This is a genomic window from Flavobacteriales bacterium (assembly GCA_021739695.1).
Classification (GTDB): Bacteria; Bacteroidota; Bacteroidia; order UBA10329; family UBA10329; genus UBA10329.
In genome coordinates this window covers 71,224-94,065 of sequence record JAIPBM010000014.1, presented here as the reverse complement: position 1 = coordinate 94,065, position 22,842 = coordinate 71,224, and the positions used below count along the sequence as shown (strand labels likewise).

The 22,842-nt window shown below is 45.0% G+C and carries 19 protein-coding genes; 9 read left to right on the top strand and 10 right to left on the bottom strand.

The window, feature by feature from the left end:
* Positions 1-32: 32 nt before the first annotated feature.
* The 6 genes from K9J17_10405 to ruvA all read right to left on the bottom strand — a co-directional run bounded on the left by K9J17_10405 (position 33) and on the right by ruvA (position 10,598).
* Positions 33-716 carry a TonB family protein gene (locus K9J17_10405; protein ID MCF8277137.1) on the bottom strand — a complete coding sequence of 228 codons (684 nt, stop codon included), beginning with the start codon at positions 714-716 and terminating at the stop codon, positions 33-35.
* A gap of 142 nt (positions 717-858) precedes the next feature.
* Positions 859-1,533, bottom strand: coding sequence for an energy transducer TonB (locus K9J17_10400; GenBank protein ID MCF8277136.1), 675 nt, complete (start codon positions 1,531-1,533; stop codon positions 859-861).
* A gap of 105 nt (positions 1,534-1,638) precedes the next feature.
* Entirely contained in the window at positions 1,639-2,001 is a 363-nt protein-coding gene (locus tag K9J17_10395; GenBank protein MCF8277135.1) for a VanZ family protein, read from the bottom strand.
* A gap of 8 nt (positions 2,002-2,009) precedes the next feature.
* Positions 2,010-2,390 carry a glycine cleavage system protein GcvH gene (gene gcvH / locus K9J17_10390; GenBank protein ID MCF8277134.1) on the bottom strand — a complete coding sequence of 127 codons (381 nt, stop codon included), beginning with the start codon at positions 2,388-2,390 and terminating at the stop codon, positions 2,010-2,012.
* A gap of 56 nt (positions 2,391-2,446) precedes the next feature.
* Positions 2,447-9,997 carry a cell surface protein SprA gene (gene sprA, locus K9J17_10385; GenBank protein MCF8277133.1) on the bottom strand — a complete coding sequence of 2,517 codons (7,551 nt, stop codon included), beginning with the start codon at positions 9,995-9,997 and terminating at the stop codon, positions 2,447-2,449.
* 16 nt (positions 9,998-10,013) lie between these two features.
* Entirely contained in the window at positions 10,014-10,598 is a 585-nt protein-coding gene (ruvA, locus tag K9J17_10380; protein ID MCF8277132.1) for a Holliday junction branch migration protein RuvA, read from the bottom strand.
* Positions 10,599-10,822: 224 nt separating this feature from the next.
* On the opposite strand from ruvA, the gene K9J17_10375 reads away from it, so the two are divergent.
* On the top strand, positions 10,823-11,521 hold the full coding sequence (locus K9J17_10375) for an NAD-dependent deacylase (GenBank protein MCF8277131.1): 699 nt from the start codon (positions 10,823-10,825) through the stop codon (positions 11,519-11,521).
* On the opposite strand, the gene K9J17_10370 is transcribed toward K9J17_10375, so the two are convergent.
* The gene (locus tag K9J17_10370) at positions 11,511-12,221 is read right to left on the bottom strand and encodes a T9SS type A sorting domain-containing protein (protein MCF8277130.1); all 711 of its coding nucleotides are present in this window, start codon (positions 12,219-12,221) and stop codon (positions 11,511-11,513) included. The genes K9J17_10375 and K9J17_10370 overlap by 11 nt on opposite strands.
* A gap of 139 nt (positions 12,222-12,360) precedes the next feature.
* On the opposite strand from K9J17_10370, the gene K9J17_10365 reads away from it, so the two are divergent.
* From K9J17_10365 to K9J17_10335, 7 genes are all read left to right on the top strand, one after another.
* A complete protein-coding gene (locus K9J17_10365; GenBank protein ID MCF8277129.1) occupies positions 12,361-14,256 on the top strand; it encodes an Omp28-related outer membrane protein in 1,896 nt (631 codons plus the stop codon).
* A gap of 93 nt (positions 14,257-14,349) precedes the next feature.
* Positions 14,350-14,859 carry a TlpA family protein disulfide reductase gene (locus tag K9J17_10360; protein ID MCF8277128.1) on the top strand — a complete coding sequence of 170 codons (510 nt, stop codon included), beginning with the start codon at positions 14,350-14,352 and terminating at the stop codon, positions 14,857-14,859.
* Between the two features lie 33 nt (positions 14,860-14,892).
* Entirely contained in the window at positions 14,893-16,545 is a 1,653-nt protein-coding gene (locus K9J17_10355; GenBank protein MCF8277127.1) for a DUF6029 family protein, read from the top strand.
* 3 nt (positions 16,546-16,548) lie between these two features.
* Positions 16,549-17,556, top strand: a complete 1,008-nt coding sequence (locus K9J17_10350) for an Omp28-related outer membrane protein (GenBank protein MCF8277126.1) — start codon at positions 16,549-16,551, stop codon at positions 17,554-17,556.
* A 13-nt stretch (positions 17,557-17,569) separates the two neighbouring features.
* Positions 17,570-18,214 carry a PorT family protein gene (locus K9J17_10345; GenBank protein MCF8277125.1) on the top strand — a complete coding sequence of 215 codons (645 nt, stop codon included), beginning with the start codon at positions 17,570-17,572 and terminating at the stop codon, positions 18,212-18,214.
* On the top strand, positions 18,211-18,777 hold the full coding sequence (locus K9J17_10340) for a UbiX family flavin prenyltransferase (protein ID MCF8277124.1): 567 nt from the start codon (positions 18,211-18,213) through the stop codon (positions 18,775-18,777). Before K9J17_10345 ends, K9J17_10340 begins: the two co-directional genes overlap by 4 nt.
* A 128-nt stretch (positions 18,778-18,905) precedes the next feature.
* A complete protein-coding gene (locus K9J17_10335; GenBank protein ID MCF8277123.1) occupies positions 18,906-20,249 on the top strand; it encodes a hypothetical protein in 1,344 nt (447 codons plus the stop codon).
* A 7-nt stretch (positions 20,250-20,256) separates the two neighbouring features.
* Here the strand turns inward: K9J17_10335 and K9J17_10330 are convergent, their stop codons facing one another.
* From K9J17_10330 to K9J17_10320, 3 genes are read right to left on the bottom strand one after another with little or no spacing between them, the layout of a single operon-like run.
* Positions 20,257-21,084, bottom strand: a complete 828-nt coding sequence (locus K9J17_10330) for a glycosyltransferase (protein ID MCF8277122.1) — start codon at positions 21,082-21,084, stop codon at positions 20,257-20,259.
* Positions 21,084-21,836 (bottom strand): glycosyltransferase family 2 protein, encoded by a 753-nt coding sequence (locus K9J17_10325; protein ID MCF8277121.1) that lies wholly within the window; start codon positions 21,834-21,836, stop codon positions 21,084-21,086. The genes K9J17_10330 and K9J17_10325 overlap by 1 nt, the downstream gene beginning before the upstream one ends.
* On the bottom strand, positions 21,836-22,279 hold the full coding sequence (locus K9J17_10320) for a PaaI family thioesterase (protein ID MCF8277120.1): 444 nt from the start codon (positions 22,277-22,279) through the stop codon (positions 21,836-21,838). The genes K9J17_10325 and K9J17_10320 overlap by 1 nt, the downstream gene beginning before the upstream one ends.
* A gap of 48 nt (positions 22,280-22,327) precedes the next feature.
* Between K9J17_10320 and K9J17_10315 the strand changes: the two genes are divergently transcribed.
* A complete protein-coding gene (locus tag K9J17_10315; protein MCF8277119.1) occupies positions 22,328-22,825 on the top strand; it encodes a polymer-forming cytoskeletal protein in 498 nt (165 codons plus the stop codon).
* The last annotated feature ends 17 nt before the right edge of the window (positions 22,826-22,842 follow it).

Sequence of the window (22,842 nt, the reverse complement as noted above, 5' to 3'; positions counted from 1 at the left end):
CTCGGGATCCTTCTTTCCGCGATGGAAATAGCTTACTTCAATTCGAATCGGATAGGAATAGTAAACTTGACCGGAACGGCCTTTCCGCGTTGCATACCGGCCGTGTATCCATCAATGGATTTCACTACGCGCAGGGCTTCTTTGTCTAACGAGGGATGTACCCCGCGAACGAGCTCCACATCTCTTACTTTACCGTTCTTTCCTACAATGTAGCTCACCCAAACGGCTCCCGTAATGTTGTTTTCGATGGCTAAGGCTGGGTAAACCACATGTTCGCCTATATACTTTAAAAGCGCTGGGTCGCCACCCGGATAACTGGGCATATCTTCTACAATGGTGAAGAAATCAGGCTCGTCCGCATCAGGTTCTGGTGCATCACCATCTCCTTTTGGTAGATCATCCATCACTTCAGGAATGAAGGGCTCATCCGGTTCGTCATTATCGACAATATCCTTCTCTACGATCTCTATCTGATCGGTCTTCACCTCCAATTTTGGTGGTTCGGGCTTCTTGATCTCGTCTTCATCATCTCGAGTGGTAATATCAGGGAGCTCGTAGGGAAGTTCGCCTGTTCCACCGATGTCCTCGGGGATGTAAGGCACTTTATAAGGCGTGCGCCACTCAAACGAGACAAGGGTGATTGAAACGGCAAACATGAGACCGGCCGCAAATAGCAATGGCCGCTTCTTTTCCAATGGTGAATTCGAACTTTTCATTTTAACAGGATTAAAAGGTTAAGTACGGTTACACCATGCGCGTTGCTTTTTTGGTTCAACGCGATGACATTCTAGTTATTGCACAAAAAAAATCCCGATCAGCAATTGCCGATCGGGATTCATACTCAATGTATTTCTACTATTAGTTCAGCACGAACCGAATAGGAATGGTGAACTGAACCGGAACTGGCTTACCACGTTGCTTTCCTGGCTTGTAGCCTTTCAGTGTCTTTACAACACGTACGGCTTCCTTGTCTAAGAATGGGTCGGCACCACGCACAACTTTCACATCCTTAACAGAACCATCTTTGTCTACAATGTAGCTTACGTAAACCACACCCGTAATACCGTTCTCTTTCGCAATCGGTGGATACTCTACGTGCTCGGCAATAAATTTGAGCAAAGCAGCATCACCGCCTGGGAAAGAAGGCATGTCTTCCACGATGGTAAAGAAATCTGGCTCGTTCGATTCTTCCTCTACAGGCTCCACTTCTTCAATAACGGTTTCCTGATCGGCCTCCACATCCATGATCTCGACCTCGTCTTCAATCTCAACGTCATCTTCCACAATCTCGATTTCTGGAGCTGGTGGCGGTGGCGGTGGTGGGGGTGGTGGCAAATTGTCCATTTCCGTTATCGGAATGATCTCTTCTTCGACATCATCGACAACCAATTGGCCTAGGTCAGCGGCAGACGCATCAAAGGTCTTCCACTCAAAAGCAGTAAGCACAACGGCCAATGCTACAACATAACCTGCAGCGAGAAACAGCGAGCGCATTTTCTCCAGGTCAACTTCAGGATTCTTTTTAATCTCCATACCAAGTTATTTTATGGGTCGGTAAATTTAAAATTATTGAGGCAAACTCAACAATTGCTTTTCAAAGGTTTAGATGCAGGTTTTTATTCTATTCCACAAAGGGCATTATCTTTTTTCAAAAATGCTTTTTATTCCGATGGCAAGCACGCTTCCGATCATGTCAGCAAGCAGATCGAACACATCACCTGAACGTCCTTCAACGAAATAATGTTGAAGTAATTCTAAACTGCCGCCTAAAATAGAACACCAGAGCAAGGCAAGAATCACCGTTCTGTTCGCATTCTCATTGCTTAACGCAAGTGCAACTAGGCTAGCCTCAACAGCAAAAAGCAGCACATGGATCAATTTGTCCATCCCTTCCAACGCCAACCAAGGGAACCTAGGATGTTCGCTTGGCGCTGCGGTAAGCCCATAAATAATAAAGGCCGTCCACAGGACAGCCAATACTATTCTAAAGGTCTGCGACATGAGTCTGATCAGGCTCCTATCAGCGCTGCGTAATCATCAGCAGAAAGAAGTGCATCATATTGTGCCACGTCAGATAGTTGAATCTTGATCATCCATCCGGCACCATACGGATCGCGGTTCACTGATTCCGGATCAGCATCCAATCCGCTGTTCACTTCTATCACTTCTCCAGAAACAGGCATGAAAAGGTCTGATACCGTTTTCACTGCTTCTACCGTTCCGAAAACTTCGTCCGCAGCCAGTGTTTCTGTCTCCGTTTCAATCTCTACGTACACAATATCGCCCAACTCACCTTGTGCAAAATCGGTGATGCCAACCGTGGCCACATCGCCATCAAGGCTGACCCATTCGTGTTCTTTTGTGTAACGGAGATTCTGTGGGATATTCATTTTATAAGGCGTTTAATTAATGTCGGCCAAAAATATGTTTTTCGGCAATGCAGCTATCATTCAGCCAATGTAAATCTTAAGCTCAAACCAGCGGCATGATTTTGCGTTGGGAACGATGAAGAAACAACGGGCGTGTTGATGGCCGCATCGTAGAACAATCGGATGTTAAAGCGCTGGTTGATGACGTAATCGGCATTGACCTTTATACTGATGAGTTTTTGTCCAGACGTTGCCTGATTGATCCCTTCTTCCATCTTACGGATCATCGTTCGGTTATCGCGAAGCGAGAAATCGATCCGCAGATTCATATCCGACTTGATCCGCTTCTGGCTCTTTCCGAATTTGATCGGGAAAGGAACGTTTTTGAAGGTATATCCGGCCCCAACGATGTACTCTTCGCTGGTTACCTCTGTAAGCTGATCGTTCGAGAAATTGAACGAAAGATTTCGACTGGTTTTCACTTCAAACTTGGCAGTCATCGAATTCTTGAAGTTGAAATCGAGGCTGACCAAAGGACTGAATTGCTCGCTGATGGTGATGTTTCCGATCTGAAGCTGCGGAATGAAGTTGCCGGAACTATCGCGCGAATTCGGCAAACTCTCGCCTTCCACCAACGGAGAGAACCCTAAGTTGGTAGTAAAGCTGCTTACGCTATAGGTGGAGCGATAAGCATGCCCAAGGGTCACGTTCCGCGCAAAATTCTTAATGAACGGGATCTTGCCCAAACCATCGTAATTAATCCTCCAGTTTGGTAGTGGAATTTTCGGGAAGGGACTCTGCTCTATCTTTTCGGGTGTGTAAACGCCATAAGCTGCAAGGAAAGCAGGTATCAACACGTCCTGCTGCGTTCTTCCATACCCTTGTGCAAATCCCTGATCATCGCTCAACAAGTAGCCAGGATACTCATCGGCCAATCGCTTGGATATGACGATGCGATTATCCTTGAACTGATCGAAAACAGGAGATGAATCGTCAGCCCTTGGCTTACTAAAAGTGGTATTTACCGTGATGTAAGACATACTGAAGTTACCCGATGTAACCGGATTATTGGTAATGGCCTGTTGCAGCGCCTCATCCCAACGGAAATATTCCGTGACACTTTCGGTATACGTTCGGGTAGCGGTCAAATCAATCTTGAATCCTTTGAATGGCTCTACCGTGGCTCTCAGGTTGAGTGAACTCGATTGCGTCTGCACCAACGGACTACTTTGCAAGGTATCCTGCGATATCCAACCACCTTTCACTGCTTCTCTTCGGATGTCGTAACCTGTAGATACATCATCCAACACATTGCTTTGCCAACCAAAGATGAATGGCACGAATCCGCCCATATTTGACATGCCCTGATCAAGTCCGAGATAATCCGTTTGAGGGTTATAACCCGGAAGCAATGTTCCGTTATTCTCGGAATAGGTAAGATTTACAGACTTCACCATCATCACCAAGGAACCCAAGCCTTCGGCCAGTATTTTTCCAACGTTAACTTTCGGCTTTTCGGTTTCGCTCGTATCTCCCGGTTCGGTCTTGACATCCGGCTTCGACTTCTCCTTGTTCTTGTTGTTCCTTACGCTGCTTGACTTACGCTGATTTTGGTTGATCTTCTTCAGGAACGGCACCTTATTGTAGAGTTGTGTCAGGTTGGCGTTCACGTTTATCTGCCAATTCTGTGAGTTCTGCACCGTATTTCCAAAAGACGATTGCGCAAACTTCTGCAGTGTATCATTCCATGTCAATGGGGCCGCGTTCCATGTATAATTACCTGTGTAGGATGCATTAGAAGTTACCCAATTGAATATAGGGAACTTGTTGATCGGCAGTGTCCAGTTTACAGTGGTTGCATGGTTGTACTGCGTGGTTCTACCTCCGTTCAACACGTTCGACCAAATAGAATCGCGCATGTGTTCCCAGTTATCGAACTTCCTATCAACTGGCCCTTGTGGCTCATCAACCCTACCAAAGTTGAAAGCATCAAACTGAATCTTGATCGCCTTCGTAAGGTCGTACTTGAAATGGTACGAACGATTCCATAAGAATGACTTCTGGAACGTGGAATCAATCCTCAGGTCCTGATAATCGGTGGTGTTACGTAGCTGTTGTTCGGTGTACCTTCTGTCCATATCCGTTTGGAAACCTAACCGATTTGGCAAGTAATTAAAGTTGAAATCCTTGATGGGCTGCCACCAACCAGAACGAAGCATTTCCCTCGACCACTTCTTATAATTCTCTTTTCGCTTGTTGTACTTCTCCAAGAGGTCTTCCGCTTCGGCCATTTCCTCTCCCTTCACATTGGCGCGCTTCAGACTGTCAACAACTGCCTTTTGTTCTTTTGTCTTGGTTTCTTGCCGCTCCTTGGTAGCATCAACCATGGCATTTACGAGTTTAAGCTTCGTAAACGGTCGAACGTTCTTAGCACTCGGACTATAGTTGTAATTCATGCCACCTTTGTAGGTCCGTGTTTCGCGATACTTGGTATTGATATCGCGCATGTAGTCCTGATTGTAGGAATAGTTGAACCCGAAGTTGGTTGGATCCCAAGGCATTGGTTTCTTACCCTTGATTCCAATTCGGACGTCCGTAAAGTTCATGCTTCTCCGCTTTTGGTAGCGCTGCGTAGCTTGAAGCAGCGCCTTACGCGATGAATCCGGATTGGTGGAAGTCTCATTCAGGTTCGCCAAAGTAGCCGCCATGCTGATGTCTGGATTTAGCGGATTGTACTGAGGCGTTCCGAAGGTTTCGCCATATCCGAGATACATTGGCAGGTTAATCCCCAGTTTGCTTGGGAAGAATTTACCTAGCTGGATCTGTGCAGAAAGATCGTAGTTGGCCACACTTTCGCGCAAACGTTCAGTCGGTTTACTATCGAAGGCACCAAAACCGAATTTCTTGTAATCGGCCGCTCCATTAACCACAGCAAAATCGGCCAATTTCATGCTCACTTGGCCGGTAGTTGCCCATCCTCCTCTGTTATCAAAATCGGTAAGACGTAATTCGTTCACCCAAACCTCCACACACTTCGATAAACCGTCATCGCCAGTATGGACACCATCCTTTTTAGGATTTCTGATACCGATCAAAATCGACTTGATGTTCCCGAGATTCGGATTTCCCTTGATGACGATCTTGTTGGTTGGTCCATGATCTACCACGTAGCGTTTTGTAAGAGACACCGTTGGGTCGGTTATCAGGTCAACATTTCTTTTTGTCTTGGCATTGGTCAGCTCCGCGAATTCTAGGTCAATATTGTTCAAGATCGGCCAAACATCGTAGCGGTCGTCTACGGAGTTTCCATCATAATAACCAGGTTGCGTTACCTTTAAAGGAACCTCGTATTCGTAATAGTTATTGTCGAAATCGGTTCCAAGTCGAAGGAAAACGGTCACGTCATCATCATTGAGGATGTGATCGCCCACGGCTTCGGCATGGATGAACATTTTCAGCTTCTTATACGAAAGCACATCAAACTGTGTGTTCTTGAAAGCAGCGCGCGCATCGCCATCTGCAAGGTCGCAAACAGTCAAGGAAAGTGCTTGCTCATTCAACTGACGAAGCGTAGTGTTACTTGAAGGCGTTTGCTGGCGGTCGATTCCTGGAGGCAAGATGTAATTGACAGGGTCTTTCTCACTATTCTGTTCGATATTCACTACCGATATATCGAAAGGCGAATCATCCGAAGGGTCGCCTGGGATATATTCGCCCGGTTCCTCTAACGAGAAAAGGTATCTTCTCCATTCGCCTCGTACCAACTCCAACCGCGCAAAACGGGCTACCACCGAATCCTCAAAGCCCGTCATGAACATTCGCATAAAACGAATGGAACGGAAATCCTGAATATTACCGACCACTTTATTTGGCGTCCTAACAGGAATCTTGAACTGGTACCACATAACATCTATCTGTTGGCCGTTGGCCAAGGTTCCTCTACCCATCACTGCATTGGTAATGAAGTTTTTTCCTACAACGAGATCTTCCTTTCGCAAACTCACCTTATATTGAAAGTAGTTCTCCGTTTGACTAACCGTGTTATCTCGGTTGATGTCTTCTACGTCTGGCAAAGTAGATGAAGAAGCCTGAAACGAGGTTCCAGATTGGGTTGCGGTTGGTGAATTGTTCTCAAGACCATTGAAGTACTTATAACGCTCGAGCACTGAAGCCTGTTTGGCGTCCCATTCATCGCTTCTGTAGTATTGGAAGTTGTCTGATGAGACGTCTGAAATCAGTTTATCATAGGCGGCCTGTGTGATGGTGCCAAGCGCGAGCTGATCATTCAGTTTATTCACATAATTGGAATTGGGAGGCGTAATGCCAGAGGCCGTGTGGAAGCTTACCTCTGCACTATCGTTCATCCCATCCAGACCAACATCCTGAAAAGGTCGCGCAGCAGGGTCGTTATCAAATACGTTGATGATGTTCTGTACATCTGGAACAATCCCCCAGCTCGTAGAATCTATCGGGTTATCGTTGTTTGGTGTAGGAAGTCCGTTCTCAAACGATTTTCTTCCATCTCGAAGAATATCCTCCGATATGTTTCCGAGGTTGAAGTAAAGGTCGCCACCGGTATGGGAATTCGTAAGGTCATCATAGTAATATGGATCCATGATCCAACATTGGATGAACTCAATATTATTGGTTTCAAAGTTGCTGGTCTGAATAGGCCGCATGATACCGCCCCAACGGGTTTCCGGTTCTTTCAGTGAACCATCCGTGTCCAACCCGGCTGCCACCTGCTGACCTGATGGTGTTTTACCATCCGCATCGTAATTATATGGCCCTTTTTCTTTAGGGAAATAGGCAATATCGAACATTGGCAGCGTAGTCTGCTGGTTGGCAATGGAAGATTGCTTGTTTGGGAAAATTTCTTGCTCAACCACCTGCCGCGTGTATTGATACGAACGGTCTTGATCCGTCATATGGCTAGGCGTGAGGTTGTTGGTACGATGAAAAAGGGGATCTACAATATACCATGAAAACCGTGCTCGGTTCATTCCATACCCAATATCATCACTCAATGATCCTTCAGGAAAAAGGTCGGATTGTCCTTGAGGTGTACTGGCCAACACCCATGTCTGCCTGCTTTTCAGGTCAATGAAGTTTACACTTCCCTCAAAGTCATCGATGTAAGAAACCCCGCCTTTGGTGATAGCCTTTGCATTGCCTGGTATCAAATGGGCAAATTCTCCAGCAACAGAAATAGTGGAAACCTCCTTCGTATTGATCAACGGAATCTTATCAACCATTTTTGTAAGGAACCGTGACTCAGTTCGGTAATTTCCATTGATACCCCAAATGGTGTTATTGATCGGCTCATCGCCCATATTCACTTTCTGGGTAAGCGGTCGTTCGCTCAGATTAAGAACTGTGGCACCAAATGCGAGGTCTTTGCTCACCACATAATCGAGGTGAACACCGCCCAAGGTCTTTTGCTGAATATTGAAAAGGGAATTGCTCTCGAACGAGGCAGTGATCTTCTGATTGGACTCCAACACGCTTTGGTTGATGATCTTGACCCGACCCAAGGTATAATCTACCGTGTAATCCTGATTTTCAACCAGCGTCTGACTACCAGCAGTCACCTTCACACTTCCCTGCGGAATGTTCATGCCACCCAAAGATATCTCTGCTCCTCCTGCGCCTTTGTACGTACCTGCAAGAATGAACCTGTTCAGCTCTGGGAAGTTAAGTGCCGCCTGATGAGTAGAATCGTACAATTGTGGATACGCGTACTTTTTAGCAATGTCTGCCTCTGACGGTAAGAACTTGCTCGTTAAATACGAGCCGAATGGCTCAGCTACTGGAAAGTAGATGCGCCCATTCTGACTGTTGATGGTAACTCCCTCAACAAAATCGAAAAATCCATCTGGATAAGGGTCATTATTATAATTCAACTGATCGAGATTCAGCGTTCGGAGCAGAATCTGTCCATTGATGGCACCTTCCGTCAAGTAGTTGGTTCGTGTTCCTGCGGCAATGTTGTCGTAGATGACATTGAGCGTGAAATCTTCTTTAGATACCTGATATGCTCCAATGTTGTAAACGTTCTTCATCATCAGATCCCAAATCGGAATTTTCGGATTGGTGACCGTACTCTTCAACAACTTCACGAAAAGCGCATCCTGACCTGTAATACCGTCAGTGGAGAATTCTCCCACTTGATATACTTGTCCTGCGTAAGTATACTGAAAGGCTACAGCAAGCACTTCGTTCGGTTGCAATTCTCGATTAAGCGAAATGTATCCCAACTGTGGATGGAAGGTATACTCGGAAGGGGTTAGCTTCGTAGCAAATTCCAATCCTTCATAATCCTGCGAGTTGACAAAATTGTTCGATCCGGCAAGCGATGCAAAATTGGAAGATACCTGACTGATGTTTCGCGAACCAGGCAAGTTGTAAACATTGCTGTAAAGCGAGTTGGCATTATTGTTCGGAACGCCTTGATTTCCACTTCCTGGTAGAACATAGGAAGTATTGTAGGTGTCGGAAGGTTTCTCTCCAAGGTCCATGAAAGCCACAATGTTCCTTGAATCGTCATTGAAGTTGACCGAAGTAACCCAAACCTCCACACGGTTGATGTTAACTGGCGATTTTACTAAAGGAAGGTCGGCTAACCACTTATCGTAATTCTCGCGGAAAAACTGTGTAAGAAAGTAGTGTCGGTATCCTTCGTAGTTATCCGCTTTTACCTCAAACTTAGTAACCTGAGCACCACCTTGTGTTTCAACTGAATTGCTCTCACTCTTCTGCTGCGAGAAGATTCCTGTCACTTTCAACCTACCGAACTGCGTAACTGCCTTTACTCCGAACAGATTCTGGCTTCCAGAAATCAGTGATCCAGTAAGTGGAAGCGAAACGTTACCTGCTTCGATGCTACGTAAGATCTGATCCTCGTTACAAGCTTCCCACTTCAACTTCATCTGATTTTCGAAATCGAACGTTGCATCTGTGTTATAATTCACACCCAAGGTCATCGCATCTCCGATCTTACCCGTTACGTTGAGCTGAATGTTCTGATCGAAGTTGAAGGTCGTGTTCGTCTGCTGTTTGGCCGGAAGTGCTGGGTTCTTGATCTTGGAGACGTTCACCCCGAAAATAAGTTCGGCCGAACCTTGAGGTCGGATCTCCACGGTACTTCCGCAGAAAATACTTTCGAAAAGTTTACTCTTGATGTTCAGTTTAGGGATAAGCGGCTTACGCTGGCTTTCAGATTGGCTTTGCGCCTTTTCTCGCCAGTAATCACGTAGTGCCTGATTGGCGTGATAATCCTGATATTCATCAAAAGACATGTATGTGGGCGGACGGTAATTTATCTCGTCTCCAACCTTCTGATTGATGTTGTACTCGTCCGTCTCCGGATTGTATTCAATGTCAGTCTTAATGTTGTCTGGGTCGCTGAGGTATAATCCATTTTCGTTCCCTGTTGGAGTTGGATCATATGAGTCTTGCAGCGGATATGGAAGTTGGTCGGCAGGCGGTGTGTCCAGTGCAAACGTGAGCAGCTCCAATCCGATGATCGCCTTCCGTTTATTGGGCGTGGACGCGTCTGATACCGCCACAAGGCCAAGCCCTGTGACAACAATAGAAATGAGTAAGAGTTTCTTAGACAAACGCTGCATTACAAGATTCTCAGGCTTAGAAACTGCTCAGGGCGTGTTTTACAATCTCTTCCACCGCTAGGTCTTTTCCATGGGTTTTCAGCACTTTATCTACTGCTTTGTCTGCAGCATTTTTGGCAAATCCAAGAGTGATGAGCGCGGTTAACGCTTCTTCACGGCCTTTATTTTGCGGTAGTCCCAAAGCCAATTCGCCCACTTCCACTTTACCCATCCTATCTCGCAGGTCTACAATGATGCGTTCGGCCGTTTTAGGCCCCACACCTTTGATTGACTTTAAGACAGAAACGTTTCCACTCACAATGGTGTCTTTTACGCCTGATGGATCCAATCCAGAAAGGATTGCCAAGGCTGTGTTGCCTCCGACTCCTGATACAGAAATCAACTGGCGGAACAATTCACGTTCATCGCGGTTATAAAAACCGAAGAGCACATGCGCGTCTTCCCGTATGGCCATATGGGTAAATAGCCGACAGGTGCCTTTATCGGGCAATTGAGCATAGGTATGAAGGGATATTGATAACAAATATCCTATTCCACCACAGTCAATGACAGCACTTGCAGGTGTCTTTTCTTCCAAGACACCGTGTAGGTGTGTTATCATGTTTAACTTACTTCAGTTCAGGTAGAGTAGAATCTATATGCTTCGCTTTAGGTTGAAAAAAGGTTGGCAAAAGTAAATAATTTTAGGTTAGAAGCATGTTGAGCACGATGGACTGGGCGCAGTTTTCGATGAACGGATTTAGAACCATCTATCTGCCATGTCAAGCTAAGTCAAGTTTTGAGCGAATCAAGGCATTGATCAGGTTGCAGTAAATTTGCCCGAGAATGAAACGGATAACCATTCTTTCTGGAGCCGGCATCAGTGCCGAAAGTGGAATTTCAACCTTCAGAGATTCAGACGGACTTTGGGAAAAACATCGCATCGAAGATGTTGCTACTCCCGAAGCTTGGCATCGCAACCCAAAACTGGTGCTGGATTTTTACAATCTGAGAAGGAAGCAACTATCAGAAGTCGAACCAAATGCTGCTCACTTCGCCATCACAGAACTTCAGAAACTGTATGACGTGCAAGTGATCACGCAAAATGTGGATGACCTGCACGAACGCGCAGGAAATACGAACGTACTTCACCTTCATGGCGAATTGAAAAAGGCGAGAAGCACAGGTTCACCGTTTCGTACATATGAATTGGATACATGGCAACTGAATTTGGGCGATAAGTGCGAAAGCGGATATCAGCTTCGGCCAAATATTGTTTGGTTTGGGGAAGAAGTTCCGAACCTTTTACCTGCTGCTCAGATCGTTTCGGAGTCGGACGCTATTATCATAGTTGGTACATCTTTGAACGTCTATCCCGCAGCTGGCCTGTATCGCTATGCAAAACCAAGTTGCCGCATTTGGATCATTGACCCCAATGCGCACGAATTGAGATACCCAGATTCAATTGTTGCTTTGAATGAAAAAGCCGGAGCAGCATTGCCCCGGCTTGTCCGATCTCTTTTGAATGGAGAGATTATTTTGTGACCAACATCTTTTTCGTGCTGATGGCTTTTCCGTCAACTTCCAATGTGTAGAAATACATTCCTGAAGGTAATGTAGACACATCTAACTTGTAAGTTCCTTGGTCTTCTTTGAGTTTCACTTTCTTTACTTGTGAGCCAAGCATACTGTAAACAGTCAAATCTGCTTGTTTCCATCCGACACGTAAGGCATAGTTGATATTAGCTACTGACTTGGCTGGATTCGGATAAGACTCAGAGATTCCTGATTCGTTTCCTCTGAAAACATCTTGAATACCAACCGCGCTGGCATGGAAACGAACCGTGGCGCAAACTGAATCCGCTTCGTTATCCACATCATAAAAACAATAGGTAAGCACACTTACTCCTGCGTTTCCGTTCGGCTTATAATCAGCATAGAATTGATCGATCTGTTGACCAGGTGTCATTATCATGGCAGTTGGCGATACATTCGTAGATGGAATGTAGCACTGTTCCCAGCAGAAATAATTCTGGGTTCCTGGAACAGTATCAACCGTAATTCGTCTGACCTTGACAGCAATAGTGGAAGAACCAACATTTTCAATAACTCCTACAGATTGCGACACGGTCTCTTCTACAGACGACCAAACATTGCGATCCAAACTGGCTACAGACAAGCTCTGAGCAAATCCTGAAAGACCAATGACCATGAACGTATTTAAGAGTAGAACTTTTCTTTTCATCCTTCGCATTTTGATTTGTAACAAATGTAAAGAATCAATTTTCAGTATAGGTCTGCCGAAATACAAATAATAGATTAGACCAGATTTAAGTTTGATCCTTAGATTTGACCTAAACAATTTCACAGCTAACATCAATTTAATGAAAAAACGCTTACTCTCTTTATCGATGGGCTTCATCTGCTCAGCTGGGGCATTCGCCCAAACATTTCTTCTTCAAGAAGATTTTCAGTCTGGTCTACCAGGAACTTGGTCTCAAACGACTTTGGCTACCGATGGTGGTTGGTTGGCTGGGACTGGAACAGCTCTTTCAAGCAGCAGTTTTACTATTCCTGCCCACACCAACATTGTTGGAACCAATGACGATGGTTGTAATTGCGACAAAAGTGCTGACAGATTGATCACTCCTTCCTTAGACCTCACTGGTTACTCTTCTTTGTATGCCAAATTCGACCTGTTCTTTTACAACGGTGCTTACCAAGGAGCTCAAGAAGTTGGAACATTTGCATACTCGACCAATGGTGGAAGTACATGGACATCTTTGCAACAACTTGACGGAGCAGAAAACTGGCAAGATGGTTTACTGGTCGATGTATCTGCAGCAGCAGGAAACAGCGATGTTAAATTCTCTTGGCTTTATAATGACGGTTCTGGTTGGACATTTGGAATGGGCTTAGATAACGTGGCCATTTTTGAGCCTGCAGCAGTTGAGGTTGAACTCACCTCTCTTTCAATTCCACAATATGCAGCTCCAGGCAACATCAATATTACTGGAACCATTACTAGCTATGGAACCGCCACGTTGAACAACGTTTCTGTTGTTTGGTCTGATGGCACAAACAACTACACAGATAACCTTACTGGCCTTGGTCTTTCTTTTGGAGACAGCTATAATTTCACACATGCCACTCCTCTTGCAGGAACTGCTGGTAACACGTACAATATTGATGTTACAATTGACGCAACCGGAGATGCAGATGGGACAAACAACGATGGCAGCTCAAGTGTTACTGTTGCGTTACAATTGGCCAACCGCCTAAGCTTAGTGGAAGACTTCACAAGTTCAACCTGCCCTCCATGTCAGTGGTTGAACGAGAGTGGATTTGATGGTAGTGGTTTGAACAACGGTCTTTCAGCTTTGAACGCGAACAACCTTTCGGGTGCTCAAGTATCAGTGGTTAAATATCCTGTGGATTGGCCGGGAGAAGGAGACCATGGTTGGAATTCTGAGGTTGAAAATAGAAGAGCATATTACGGTGTAACTGGTGCTCCTACTCCTTTCGTTGATGGAGAAGAATATAATTTCTCTGCATTTAACTCAAGCGATATTGCCGATCACCAAGATGATATTGCAGTGTTCGATATCGCTGCCACACACACTATTGACGGAAGCACAGTGACCGTTGAAGTAACAGTGGATCCATACGTAACTGCTAACGCAAAACTTTACATTGCATTGGTTGAGGTTGAGTACGCAGCTACAAGCCACTCAAGCTTTAGCAACGGTGAGACTGAATTCCATAACATCTTCAGAAAAATGTTGCCAAACGCAAGTGGATCAAGTGTTTCACTTACAGCAGGAACGCAATACACTGCTCAACAATCTTACACCGCCACTGTGAATCCGAACCTTCCAACTCAAGGATCATTCGATTTCCATGCAGGAGCAGATTTCCGAGTTGTAGCTTTCCTTCAAGCTTCTAACAAAACTGTGTTGAACTCTACTGTTTCTAGCGGTCCATCAATGTTCGTTACAGGCATCCGCGAGTATGATGACAACACAACTATTGGCGTATATCCAAACCCAATTTCATCTGGCGCATTGAACGTGGTTATCGAAACAGAAAACCACACAGAAGGATATGTTACCGTTTCTGACATGAAAGGTGCTGTTGTTCTTCAACAATCATTGGGCGGACTTGAGGCTGGAATGAACAGACGTTCTATCAACATTGATGGTCTTTCTACAGGACTTTACAACGTGAACGTGCTTACAAACGGTTTCATTCACTCTACTAGAATCACTGTAGCTAAGTAGTTCTGATTCGCAGTTATTACATTTGATAGCCACGGTTCAACATGGAATGATTGTTGACCGTGGCTATTTCAATTTAACTTGACCGCATACACTATGAAAAACACAATTGTACTTTTTTGCGCTTTACTTTTTGGAACTGCCTCTATTAAGGCACAAGTGGCCAAAGAGAAATGGGATCTGCCTTCAGCAATTGTTAAGTCACTGGATGGAAAAAGTATCGACTCCAAAACATTTGAGAATGATGGAAAACCGATCATCATCAGTTTTTGGGCTACTTGGTGCAAACCATGCGTACTAGAGTTGAATACAATTTCCGACTACTATGCAGATTGGCAAGAAGAAACAGGTGTTAAATTGATTGCTATTTCTATTGATGATGCGCGGAACACGGCCAAAGTGGCTCCATTCGTAAATGGTAAAGATTGGGATTACGAGGTTTACATGGATCCGAATGGAGACTTCAAACGGGTGATGAATGTAAATACGGTTCCTCACACATTTGTTCTAAATGGCGACAAACAAGTAGTTTGGTCGCACAATGCTTACGCTCCTGGAGATGAAGAACATCTTTACGAGATCGTAAAAGAGAATTCTGGAAAATAACCGAACACCGCTTTCGCTTTGAATCGAGTACTGATGTTACGCCTTTGGGCGATTGTTCTTCTTTTTATTTGGTCATATCAAGGGTTTAGCCAAGACTCTGGCAAATGGGGCGAAATTCACGGAAATGTGCAGTTCGATGCCCAGTATTACAATCCCGATACCATCATTGGCGCTCCACCCGTTCCCGAAAAACTTCTTTCCAACGGGTTTACCAACCTTATTTACACAAAAGGGAAATTTCAGGTTGGTATGCGTTATGAAAACTATCTGAATGCCCTTCAGGGTTTTGATAGACGCTACCAAGGACAGGGAATCACTTATCGCTACGCCACCTTCGATGCCGACTTTTTAACGATCACAGTGGGTAACTTCTACGAGCAATTCGGATCAGGGATGATTCTAAGAGCATACGAAGAACGAGGCTTGGGTTATGATAACGTGCTGGATGGAGCACGAGTGAAGGCGCACGTTCTGGGTGGTCTATATATGACCGCTTTTATTGGCCGTCAGCGATCGTTCTTTACTTATGGAGATGGAATTGTGCGTGGATTTGACGGAGAGATAAACCTGAACGAAACGTTCCATGCTATTTCTGAAAGCAAACTGAAAGCCACCATCGGAGGCAGTTTTGTGAGTAAATACCAGAAGGACGAAGACCCTGACTTTGAGCTACCTGAAAACGTAGGTGCGTGGGGAGCTCGAGCCAATATAATGTATGGTAGATTTAATTTATCTGTAGAATACGTGAGTAAGATCAATGACCCTGAAGCAACCAATGCTTTTCTCTATGATGGTCTCTTGAGAAAAAATTACAATCCGGGAAATGGATTATTAGCAACTCTGGCCTACTCGCAAAAAGGCTTAGGCATTGTGCTTGGAGCAAAACGAATTGACAATATGGGGTTCCGTTCCGACAGAAACGCAACGGGAACTAATTTGAACATCAATTACCTCCCTGCCCTTACGAAACAACACACTTACCAGTTGGCAGCAAGCCTTTACCCTTACGCCACACAACCTAACGGTGAATGGTCTTTTCAAGGAGAAGTGAGTTACAAAGTTCCGAGGAAATCGAAAATCGGTGGCAAATTCGGGACTGACCTTACGTTAAACTATTCTGAAGTTCATGGCCTTGTGAATACAGTTAACGAAGCTGGAAGCGGATACACGAACAACTTCTTCCAACTAGGCGATCTGTATTTCAGAGACGTCAACTTCGAGATCAGTAGGAAGTTCAGCAAGAGCTTTAAGGCTGTTGCCAAATATTTGAATCTGGCATACAACAAAGACGTGGTGCAAGGCTTGGTTGGCTACGGAACCATTCTTGCCAACATCGCTATTATTGATCTCACCTATAAAGTGGCAAGCGACCATTCATTGCGATTGGAAATGCAAGGGCTGTGGACAAAGGATAGAGCCGACCAAGGAGATTGGGCGATGGCATTGCTGGAGTACCAATGGTCACCACATTTATTTGTAGCAGTTACAGATCAATGGAATTACGGCAACGAGCACGTTGAGAAACGCTTGCATTATCCATCAATTACTGTAGGATACATTCACAATGCAACACGTGTAACCTTAGGCTACGGAAGACAACGTGCGGGTATTTTCTGCGTTGGTGGTATTTGTAGAAATGTCCCTGCTGCAAATGGTGTTTCGCTTTCGATAACTACAAGTTTTTAAGAAATGAGTTCAAGACAAATCCTCCTTCTTGCTTTGGTCTCAATCGTCACCGTTTTGTTTCACGGATGTGACGCGATAAGTCCACCACATTACGGATGTATTGACCCAAACGCAACCAATTACAACCCGGATGCTACGCATGCTGATGGTCCATGTCAAGGGAAATGTGAATATGACACAACTGTAACGCTCGGGTGCACCGATCAAAGCGCCCTCAACTATAACCCATCTGCCACAGCAAACAACTGCGCCTGCATCTATGCTGGTCAGCGAAACGTGCTTGTGGAAGATTATACTGGCCATACGTGTGGAAACTGTCCGCGAGCAGCAGAAGTTCTTCATGACCTACAACTGACCTATGGTTCGCGAGTTATTCCAATGGCCGTGCATGTTGGTTTTTTTGCCGCGGTGCAGAACAATCCTGATGGAAGCTACGCCACTGATTTTAGAACGCCTGCCGGCAATGCTTGGAACACCACCTTCGGTTCTGATGCACAAGGTTTACCGAATGGCTTGATCAACCGAAGGCCTCACGATGGGAGTTACCCTTACACCTACACTGCTTGGACAGCCGAAGTAGCCAATCTATTGGAACTTGATCCAGACGCTTCTTTGACCTTAGACAACACGTATGACCCAACTTCACGAACGTTGAATACCAGCATCGAAGTTTCCATCTTCAATGACCTTAATAGCGGGCCTTACAACATTATTGTTTGCCTAACTGAGGACAGCGTGATAGATTGGCAAAAAGATTATGATCCTGCTTTAGAGGATGAAAGTCTGCCCGATTATGTTCACATGCATGTGCTGCGAACCAATTTTAACGGACCGTGGGGAGATCAAATCGGTACTGGAAATCTGGCTGCCGGAAGTGTCTTCACCGTAAATTATTCTTTAGAGCTGAATCCTGAATGGGTTGCCAAGAACTGTAAGGTGGTTGCATTCGTTCATCGAACAGACACAAAAGAAGTTGTACAGGCCGACTTCAAAGCCATCTTGGAAGAGTAACTTTGAGCCGCTTATGCGGATCTTACTTATCATATTGTTTGCATTACCGTTTTCCAGTTTCGGACAAGGATTTGGCGGTGGACTTTACGGTGGGATAAGTACCACACAGGTAAGCGGAGACGGCATCGTAGGATTCAACAAAGCTGGTGGCTGGGCTGGTGCCTTCACGGATTATCGCTTCACGCCACGTTCAACCATTCAATTCGAAATCTCTTTCATTCAAAAAGGAAGCCGTCAGGCCGGAACGGTTAAGAACAACAACACCTTTATCCTTTACAACCACAATATGCTTGAGATTCCTATTCTATATCGTTGGTATGGAATCAAGAATATGAGCATTGAATTTGGGCCACAGGTTGGTATTTTGCTCAGTTCAATTGAGAAAGGTTCGGATCCTTCTTTCGTTGAAGTCAGGAACTCACCAGCTTATCGCAAAGCGGAATTCAGCGGTGCTGCAGGCCTGAGCTATTATTTCTGGAAAGGAAAAATTGAAGTGAACGTGCGCTACAGCAATTCCATTCTTACCATGCGTAAAAATGGTTGGTGGATGAACCATGTCTTCGCTTTTTCGGTTAGGTATTGGTTTAAGACCACCTTGGACCGAGATAAGATTGAGGCGACCAAGAAGAAGAATCAAATTGAAGTGAAACTGGAATGAGCCAGAAGAAAGTTGTTGTTGGAGTTACGGGAGCGAGCGGTTCTATTTACGCCAAAGTTCTTTTTGATCGTTTGAGCCACTTGAAAGATCAAGTAGCCGATATAGGCGTGGTTTTCAGCACAAATGCACGCGATGTTTGGAAGTTGGAGCTTGGTAATTCAGATTTTGAAAAACTCCCTTTCACGGTTTACAACTCCAACGATTTCATGGCACCGTTCGCATCGGGTTCTGCCAAGTACGAAACCATGATCATCTGTCCGTGCAGCATGGGAACCATGGCAAGGATTGCATCAGGCATTTCAAACGACCTGATGACGCGGGCTGCAGACGTCATTTTAAAGGAAAGACGGAAGCTCATTCTCGTTCCAAGAGATACGCCAATGAGCCTCATTCATATCAATAATATGAAGACCATTACTGAAGCTGGCGGAATCATCGCACCGGCCAGTCCTTCGTTTTACAGCAACCCGAAAGACTTTGAAGCTTTGGCTGCAACAGTAGTTGACCGCGTGCTCGATCTTGCTGGATTTGAACTGGATTCTTATCGCTGGAGCGAAAAGTAAAACATCTTAAAACGTTATCTCCGTTTCCCTTATTGCACTGATTAACATTTAGTTGCATTTCTTCTATTTCCAAATAATTTCCTTCAGATCCTTCGCGTTCATGGTTCGAATGTCTAATCCTACGAATCATGAAAACGCTTTTAACCACCATTTTGAGCATTGCTCTTCTATCCGTTTATGGTCAAACCATTCCAAGGCATAACGTCTTTTTCGCAGCCAATAGTTCCGAACTGACTAACAGTCCAGCGCGGGTTGTGGAAGCTGTTTACACCAAACTTCCAGTCGGCCAGCAGATACGATTCGGTATCACCGGCCCGATCTCTAACGTGCATGATACAATGGAGAAAAATCGGATAACTGCAGCACGAGCTCACAATATCATTAAGCTTCTGAAGCAAATTTCCAATGAAGACGATGTGTTCGTCATTCAGGACATAAGTAACCCTTACCTCCATTTGGAAGCAGAACTTGCATCAAGAAGACCCTTCGAACTCGAAGTGATTCTTACCAAATCGCAAGGAAAACAGGCACCGATCTTTACAAGGATCGATGACTTTCTGCCACTGCCCGTTCAAACCTTCACCATCAATCCGCGAGAAGACAATCGCCTAGTCGGCAATCAAGGAACGGTTGTAAACATTGCCGCTTTCACGCTCGAACTGAAAAACGGCTCTGTTCCTTCAGAAATGACGGTGGAACTGAAAGAAGTTTATGGTGGCGGACAGTTGATTCAAGCCAATTTACATACTGCTTCGAGCGGCAGAATGCTGCAATCTGGCGGAACAATTCATATAGATGCCAACACAAATGGAAAGCCAGCACAGGTGGCAAGTGGCAAGTCATTAGAACTTGAATTTCCTCACGGAGATGGCGAACCTTCAGAGGCAATGGAAGTTTTCAATGGAAGAATTGACCGCGCTGGAAATTTCGATTGGGTACAGCAAGGCAAGAACATTACTGTAATGGAAATGAAGGAAACGTTTTACATCAACGGCAAAGAGGTTACTGGTGAAGAATATTATGCACGAATGCAAGCATGGGAAAACCGAAAAGCGGAACGCGAACGCGAGGAAGCGATTGCCACACAGGTTGCGGCAAACGAGAATGCGATGGACGCCTATCTACTTAAAAGCGACCAATTGGGATGGATAAACTGCGATGCGTTCTACGACATAGAAGAGAAAACCAATGTGATCGTTTATGTCGATACGACCTTTCGCCCTTCGGTAAGAATGGTTTTCGATAACATCAATTCTGTAATGGGCGGCAGCTATGACCAAAGAGCGGGAACCGTCACCTTCAGCGGTGTGCCCGTTGGAGAATCTGTTCGCTTGGTCGGTTATTCCATCATGGATGGAACAGCTTACATGGCAAACCGAAGCGTCATCATTTCGAACAAGTTGAAGCAAGATCTGAAGTTGGTTGCTACCACAAAACAGGAGATGGAAGCGGAGTTGGCCTCTTTGAATTGAATTTTGATCAGGAGATCAATCCTTTCAATCTGTCCTTCAAATTCGGAGTGATCTTCTTTTCTGGAAGTGGGCCTACGTAAGTTTCTCCTTGTTTCAGCACTTCTTTTACGAACCAAGATGAGCTTACGCCCCACTTTTTGAGGAATGTCTTTTTGCCATCGTTCATCTTCACACGTCCCGTTGATTTGGACATGAAGTGATAGGCGCGACTTTCACCTAAACCTTTGAAGATTCGCACGCCATGTTGCCAAAGCTTCATACTCACATCTGGGTCCGAATATAGACCAGGACTGAACTCTTCGCCATAACCCCCGATAGCTTTCCACATGCTTCGGTGCATGAGGTTTGGAGGCCAAGTTGAACCGCTCCAATCTGCTTTTTCCATATTCGGTAATACAGCAAGCAAATCGGTTTCTTTGAATTCTGAAGGTGTTTTCCCAAAAGGATAAGGAGCCAGAACACATTTGTTTCCCGTATCCTCCGGTTCAATCATGGTTGAACTGAGATAGAACTTATCGTGGCCGATCAATTCTATCTCACGGATCAAGGATTCATCCCAATTCGGGCAGAGGTACATATCATCATTCACATAGCAGATGATGTCTTTGGTCGCAATTTCGAACAGCGCATTCAAAGCTGTGCAAACACCTAAATTCTTGTCGGAATGAATGAATTTGATGTTTTCAGATTGGCACCAATCGGCAGAGCCATCAATTCCCTCATTCACATAAACCAGAATTTCATGCTGTTCCACAGAATTTTTCCGAATGCTATTCACACAGCATTTTAGGAAATCGAGATTATTCCATGTGGGTATGAGAATGGAAAACTGCATTAAGCGCGATTCTTGGTCAAATAATACAACTTAATGTACTTCAGGAACGTGCCGTAAGCCGTAATCAACGCAATAGTAAATCCGGCCATTCCATCCAGAAAACCAAGTTTGATGAAATACATCTTATTGAACTTGAGCCACGGATTGAATAGCAGTTTTATCAAGCTTGCCTTTTTTCCGTTCTCAAAAAGTTCGCTTGCACCAAGTGTAGAATAGGTATCTGTTCGCTTAACGTGATCACTTACTGAATGATAGCTGAAATGCAGTAGATCGCCCTTCAATTTCTTCACAGAAGCAGGTTCCACGGTCAATTTCTCGTGCACTTCGCCTTGCCAATCATTCTTGGTTCGGTTAAACATCCGAACCTTCGTATCTGGATACCAACCGGAATGATGGATCCACTTTCCGCAGTAATTTGTCAATCGATTGAAGGAATAATTAAAGTCCTTTCCGTGTTCCTTTTCGGAAACAATGGCCGATTTCAGTTCTTCCGAAAGTGCCTCATCAGCATCAATAGAGAGAATCCAATCGTTGGAGGCCAAGCCGTTTCCATAATTCTTCTGCTTGCTGTAGCCTTTCCACTCGCGCTGATGGAAATGTACGTTCATACCTTTGCAAATGCTTGGAGTTGCATCTGTCGAGAAGCTGTCGACTACCACAATTTCGTCTGCCACATCTTGTAACGAGGCAATACACCGCTTGATATTGCGGGCTTCATTGTGCGTGATGATGACGGCCGAGAGTTTTCTCATCACATCTTCATTGGAGCCCCGACAGAAACCATATTCTGAGTAGCGCGTGAAAGTTCTTTGCCTTCGGCATTGGTGAGTTGACCAATAAGATGAATGGCGGTTCTACCTTTTCTGATCACTTGGCTCGTGGCACGCACAGCTTCGCCTGCCCTTGCGGCTCGCAGATAATCGGTTGTCATGTTCAGCGATACAAAATGCGTGTCATTGCCCATGGCAGCCACAGTCATACCCATTACTTCATCCAAAATGGCTGAGTGAATTCCTCCATGTAATGTTCCAACCGGATTGCACATTTCGGGTCTCACAATTACTTCAATTGTGAGTGAATCCTCCTCCACCGCAATCATTTTCGGCTGCAACCATTCGCTGAAACCTGGTGGGGTTGAAGCCACTTCTTTTCCTATCTGTGCTCTGAAATGTTCTCTTATCGGACTATCTGCCATTGTAAATGATAACGATTGTTAATGCAACATGCGTAAAAACAACGCTTTATGAAGGATTGCTATATTTGGCATTCTTCGCGCAGCGGAGCAAGTTACAAAGGGAAAGGAAAAATGTTCAATAGCAAATCAAATAGCGAAAGCTCGAAAGGTAATTCAGGTGCTGGAATGCCGAACCATATAAATAGTGATACTATTATTGAAGGAAGCATCAAAGCCAAAGGAAATCTACGGATTGACGGCACATTGAAAGGCGACCTTGAGTGTCAAGGACGTGTGGTAATCGGAGCAAACGGAACTGTTCACGGAGATATCAGATGCGAGAATGCCGAAATCGAAGGAAGCATCAAGGCCAATATTGTTGTGTCCGATCTTCTTTCGTTGAAATCGACAGCAAAAGTTCAGGGCGATATTGTGACCAAGAAATTGGCAATCGAACCAGGAGCAACTTTCAGCGGTTCGTGCAGTATGGGTGGCGTAATCAAAGATATTTCATCATCCAACAATGCAGGACAGCGACAAGATCAACGACAAGAAAAAACAGCCTAACTCGTTCATCAAATATT

What these genes read in the sequence shown, in the direction of transcription:
- K9J17_10375 (MCF8277131.1), top strand. Translation starts at nt 10,823, where the DNA reads ATGAAACGGATAACCATTCTTTCTGGAGCCGGCATCAGTGCCGAAAGT.
- K9J17_10365 (MCF8277129.1), top strand. Translation starts at nt 12,361, where the DNA reads ATGAAAAAACGCTTACTCTCTTTATCGATGGGCTTCATCTGCTCAGCT.
- K9J17_10330 (MCF8277122.1), bottom strand. Translation starts at nt 21,084, where the DNA reads ATGCAGTTTTCCATTCTCATACCCACATGGAATAATCTCGATTTCCTA.
- K9J17_10395 (MCF8277135.1), bottom strand. Translation starts at nt 2,001, where the DNA reads ATGTCGCAGACCTTTAGAATAGTATTGGCTGTCCTGTGGACGGCCTTT.
- K9J17_10405 (MCF8277137.1), bottom strand. Translation starts at nt 716, where the DNA reads ATGAAAAGTTCGAATTCACCATTGGAAAAGAAGCGGCCATTGCTATTT.
- K9J17_10320 (MCF8277120.1), bottom strand. Translation starts at nt 22,279, where the DNA reads ATGGCAGATAGTCCGATAAGAGAACATTTCAGAGCACAGATAGGAAAA.
- K9J17_10370 (MCF8277130.1), bottom strand. Translation starts at nt 12,221, where the DNA reads ATGAAAAGAAAAGTTCTACTCTTAAATACGTTCATGGTCATTGGTCTT.
- K9J17_10360 (MCF8277128.1), top strand. Translation starts at nt 14,350, where the DNA reads ATGAAAAACACAATTGTACTTTTTTGCGCTTTACTTTTTGGAACTGCC.
- K9J17_10340 (MCF8277124.1), top strand. Translation starts at nt 18,211, where the DNA reads ATGAGCCAGAAGAAAGTTGTTGTTGGAGTTACGGGAGCGAGCGGTTCT.
- K9J17_10325 (MCF8277121.1), bottom strand. Translation starts at nt 21,836, where the DNA reads ATGAGAAAACTCTCGGCCGTCATCATCACGCACAATGAAGCCCGCAAT.
- K9J17_10355 (MCF8277127.1), top strand. Translation starts at nt 14,893, where the DNA reads ATGTTACGCCTTTGGGCGATTGTTCTTCTTTTTATTTGGTCATATCAA.
- K9J17_10400 (MCF8277136.1), bottom strand. Translation starts at nt 1,533, where the DNA reads ATGGAGATTAAAAAGAATCCTGAAGTTGACCTGGAGAAAATGCGCTCG.
- gcvH (MCF8277134.1), bottom strand. Translation starts at nt 2,390, where the DNA reads ATGAATATCCCACAGAATCTCCGTTACACAAAAGAACACGAATGGGTC.
- K9J17_10335 (MCF8277123.1), top strand. Translation starts at nt 18,906, where the DNA reads ATGAAAACGCTTTTAACCACCATTTTGAGCATTGCTCTTCTATCCGTT.
- K9J17_10345 (MCF8277125.1), top strand. Translation starts at nt 17,570, where the DNA reads ATGCGGATCTTACTTATCATATTGTTTGCATTACCGTTTTCCAGTTTC.
- sprA (MCF8277133.1), bottom strand. Translation starts at nt 9,997, where the DNA reads ATGCAGCGTTTGTCTAAGAAACTCTTACTCATTTCTATTGTTGTCACA.
- K9J17_10350 (MCF8277126.1), top strand. Translation starts at nt 16,549, where the DNA reads ATGAGTTCAAGACAAATCCTCCTTCTTGCTTTGGTCTCAATCGTCACC.
- K9J17_10315 (MCF8277119.1), top strand. Translation starts at nt 22,328, where the DNA reads ATGAAGGATTGCTATATTTGGCATTCTTCGCGCAGCGGAGCAAGTTAC.
- ruvA (MCF8277132.1), bottom strand. Translation starts at nt 10,598, where the DNA reads ATGATAACACACCTACACGGTGTCTTGGAAGAAAAGACACCTGCAAGT.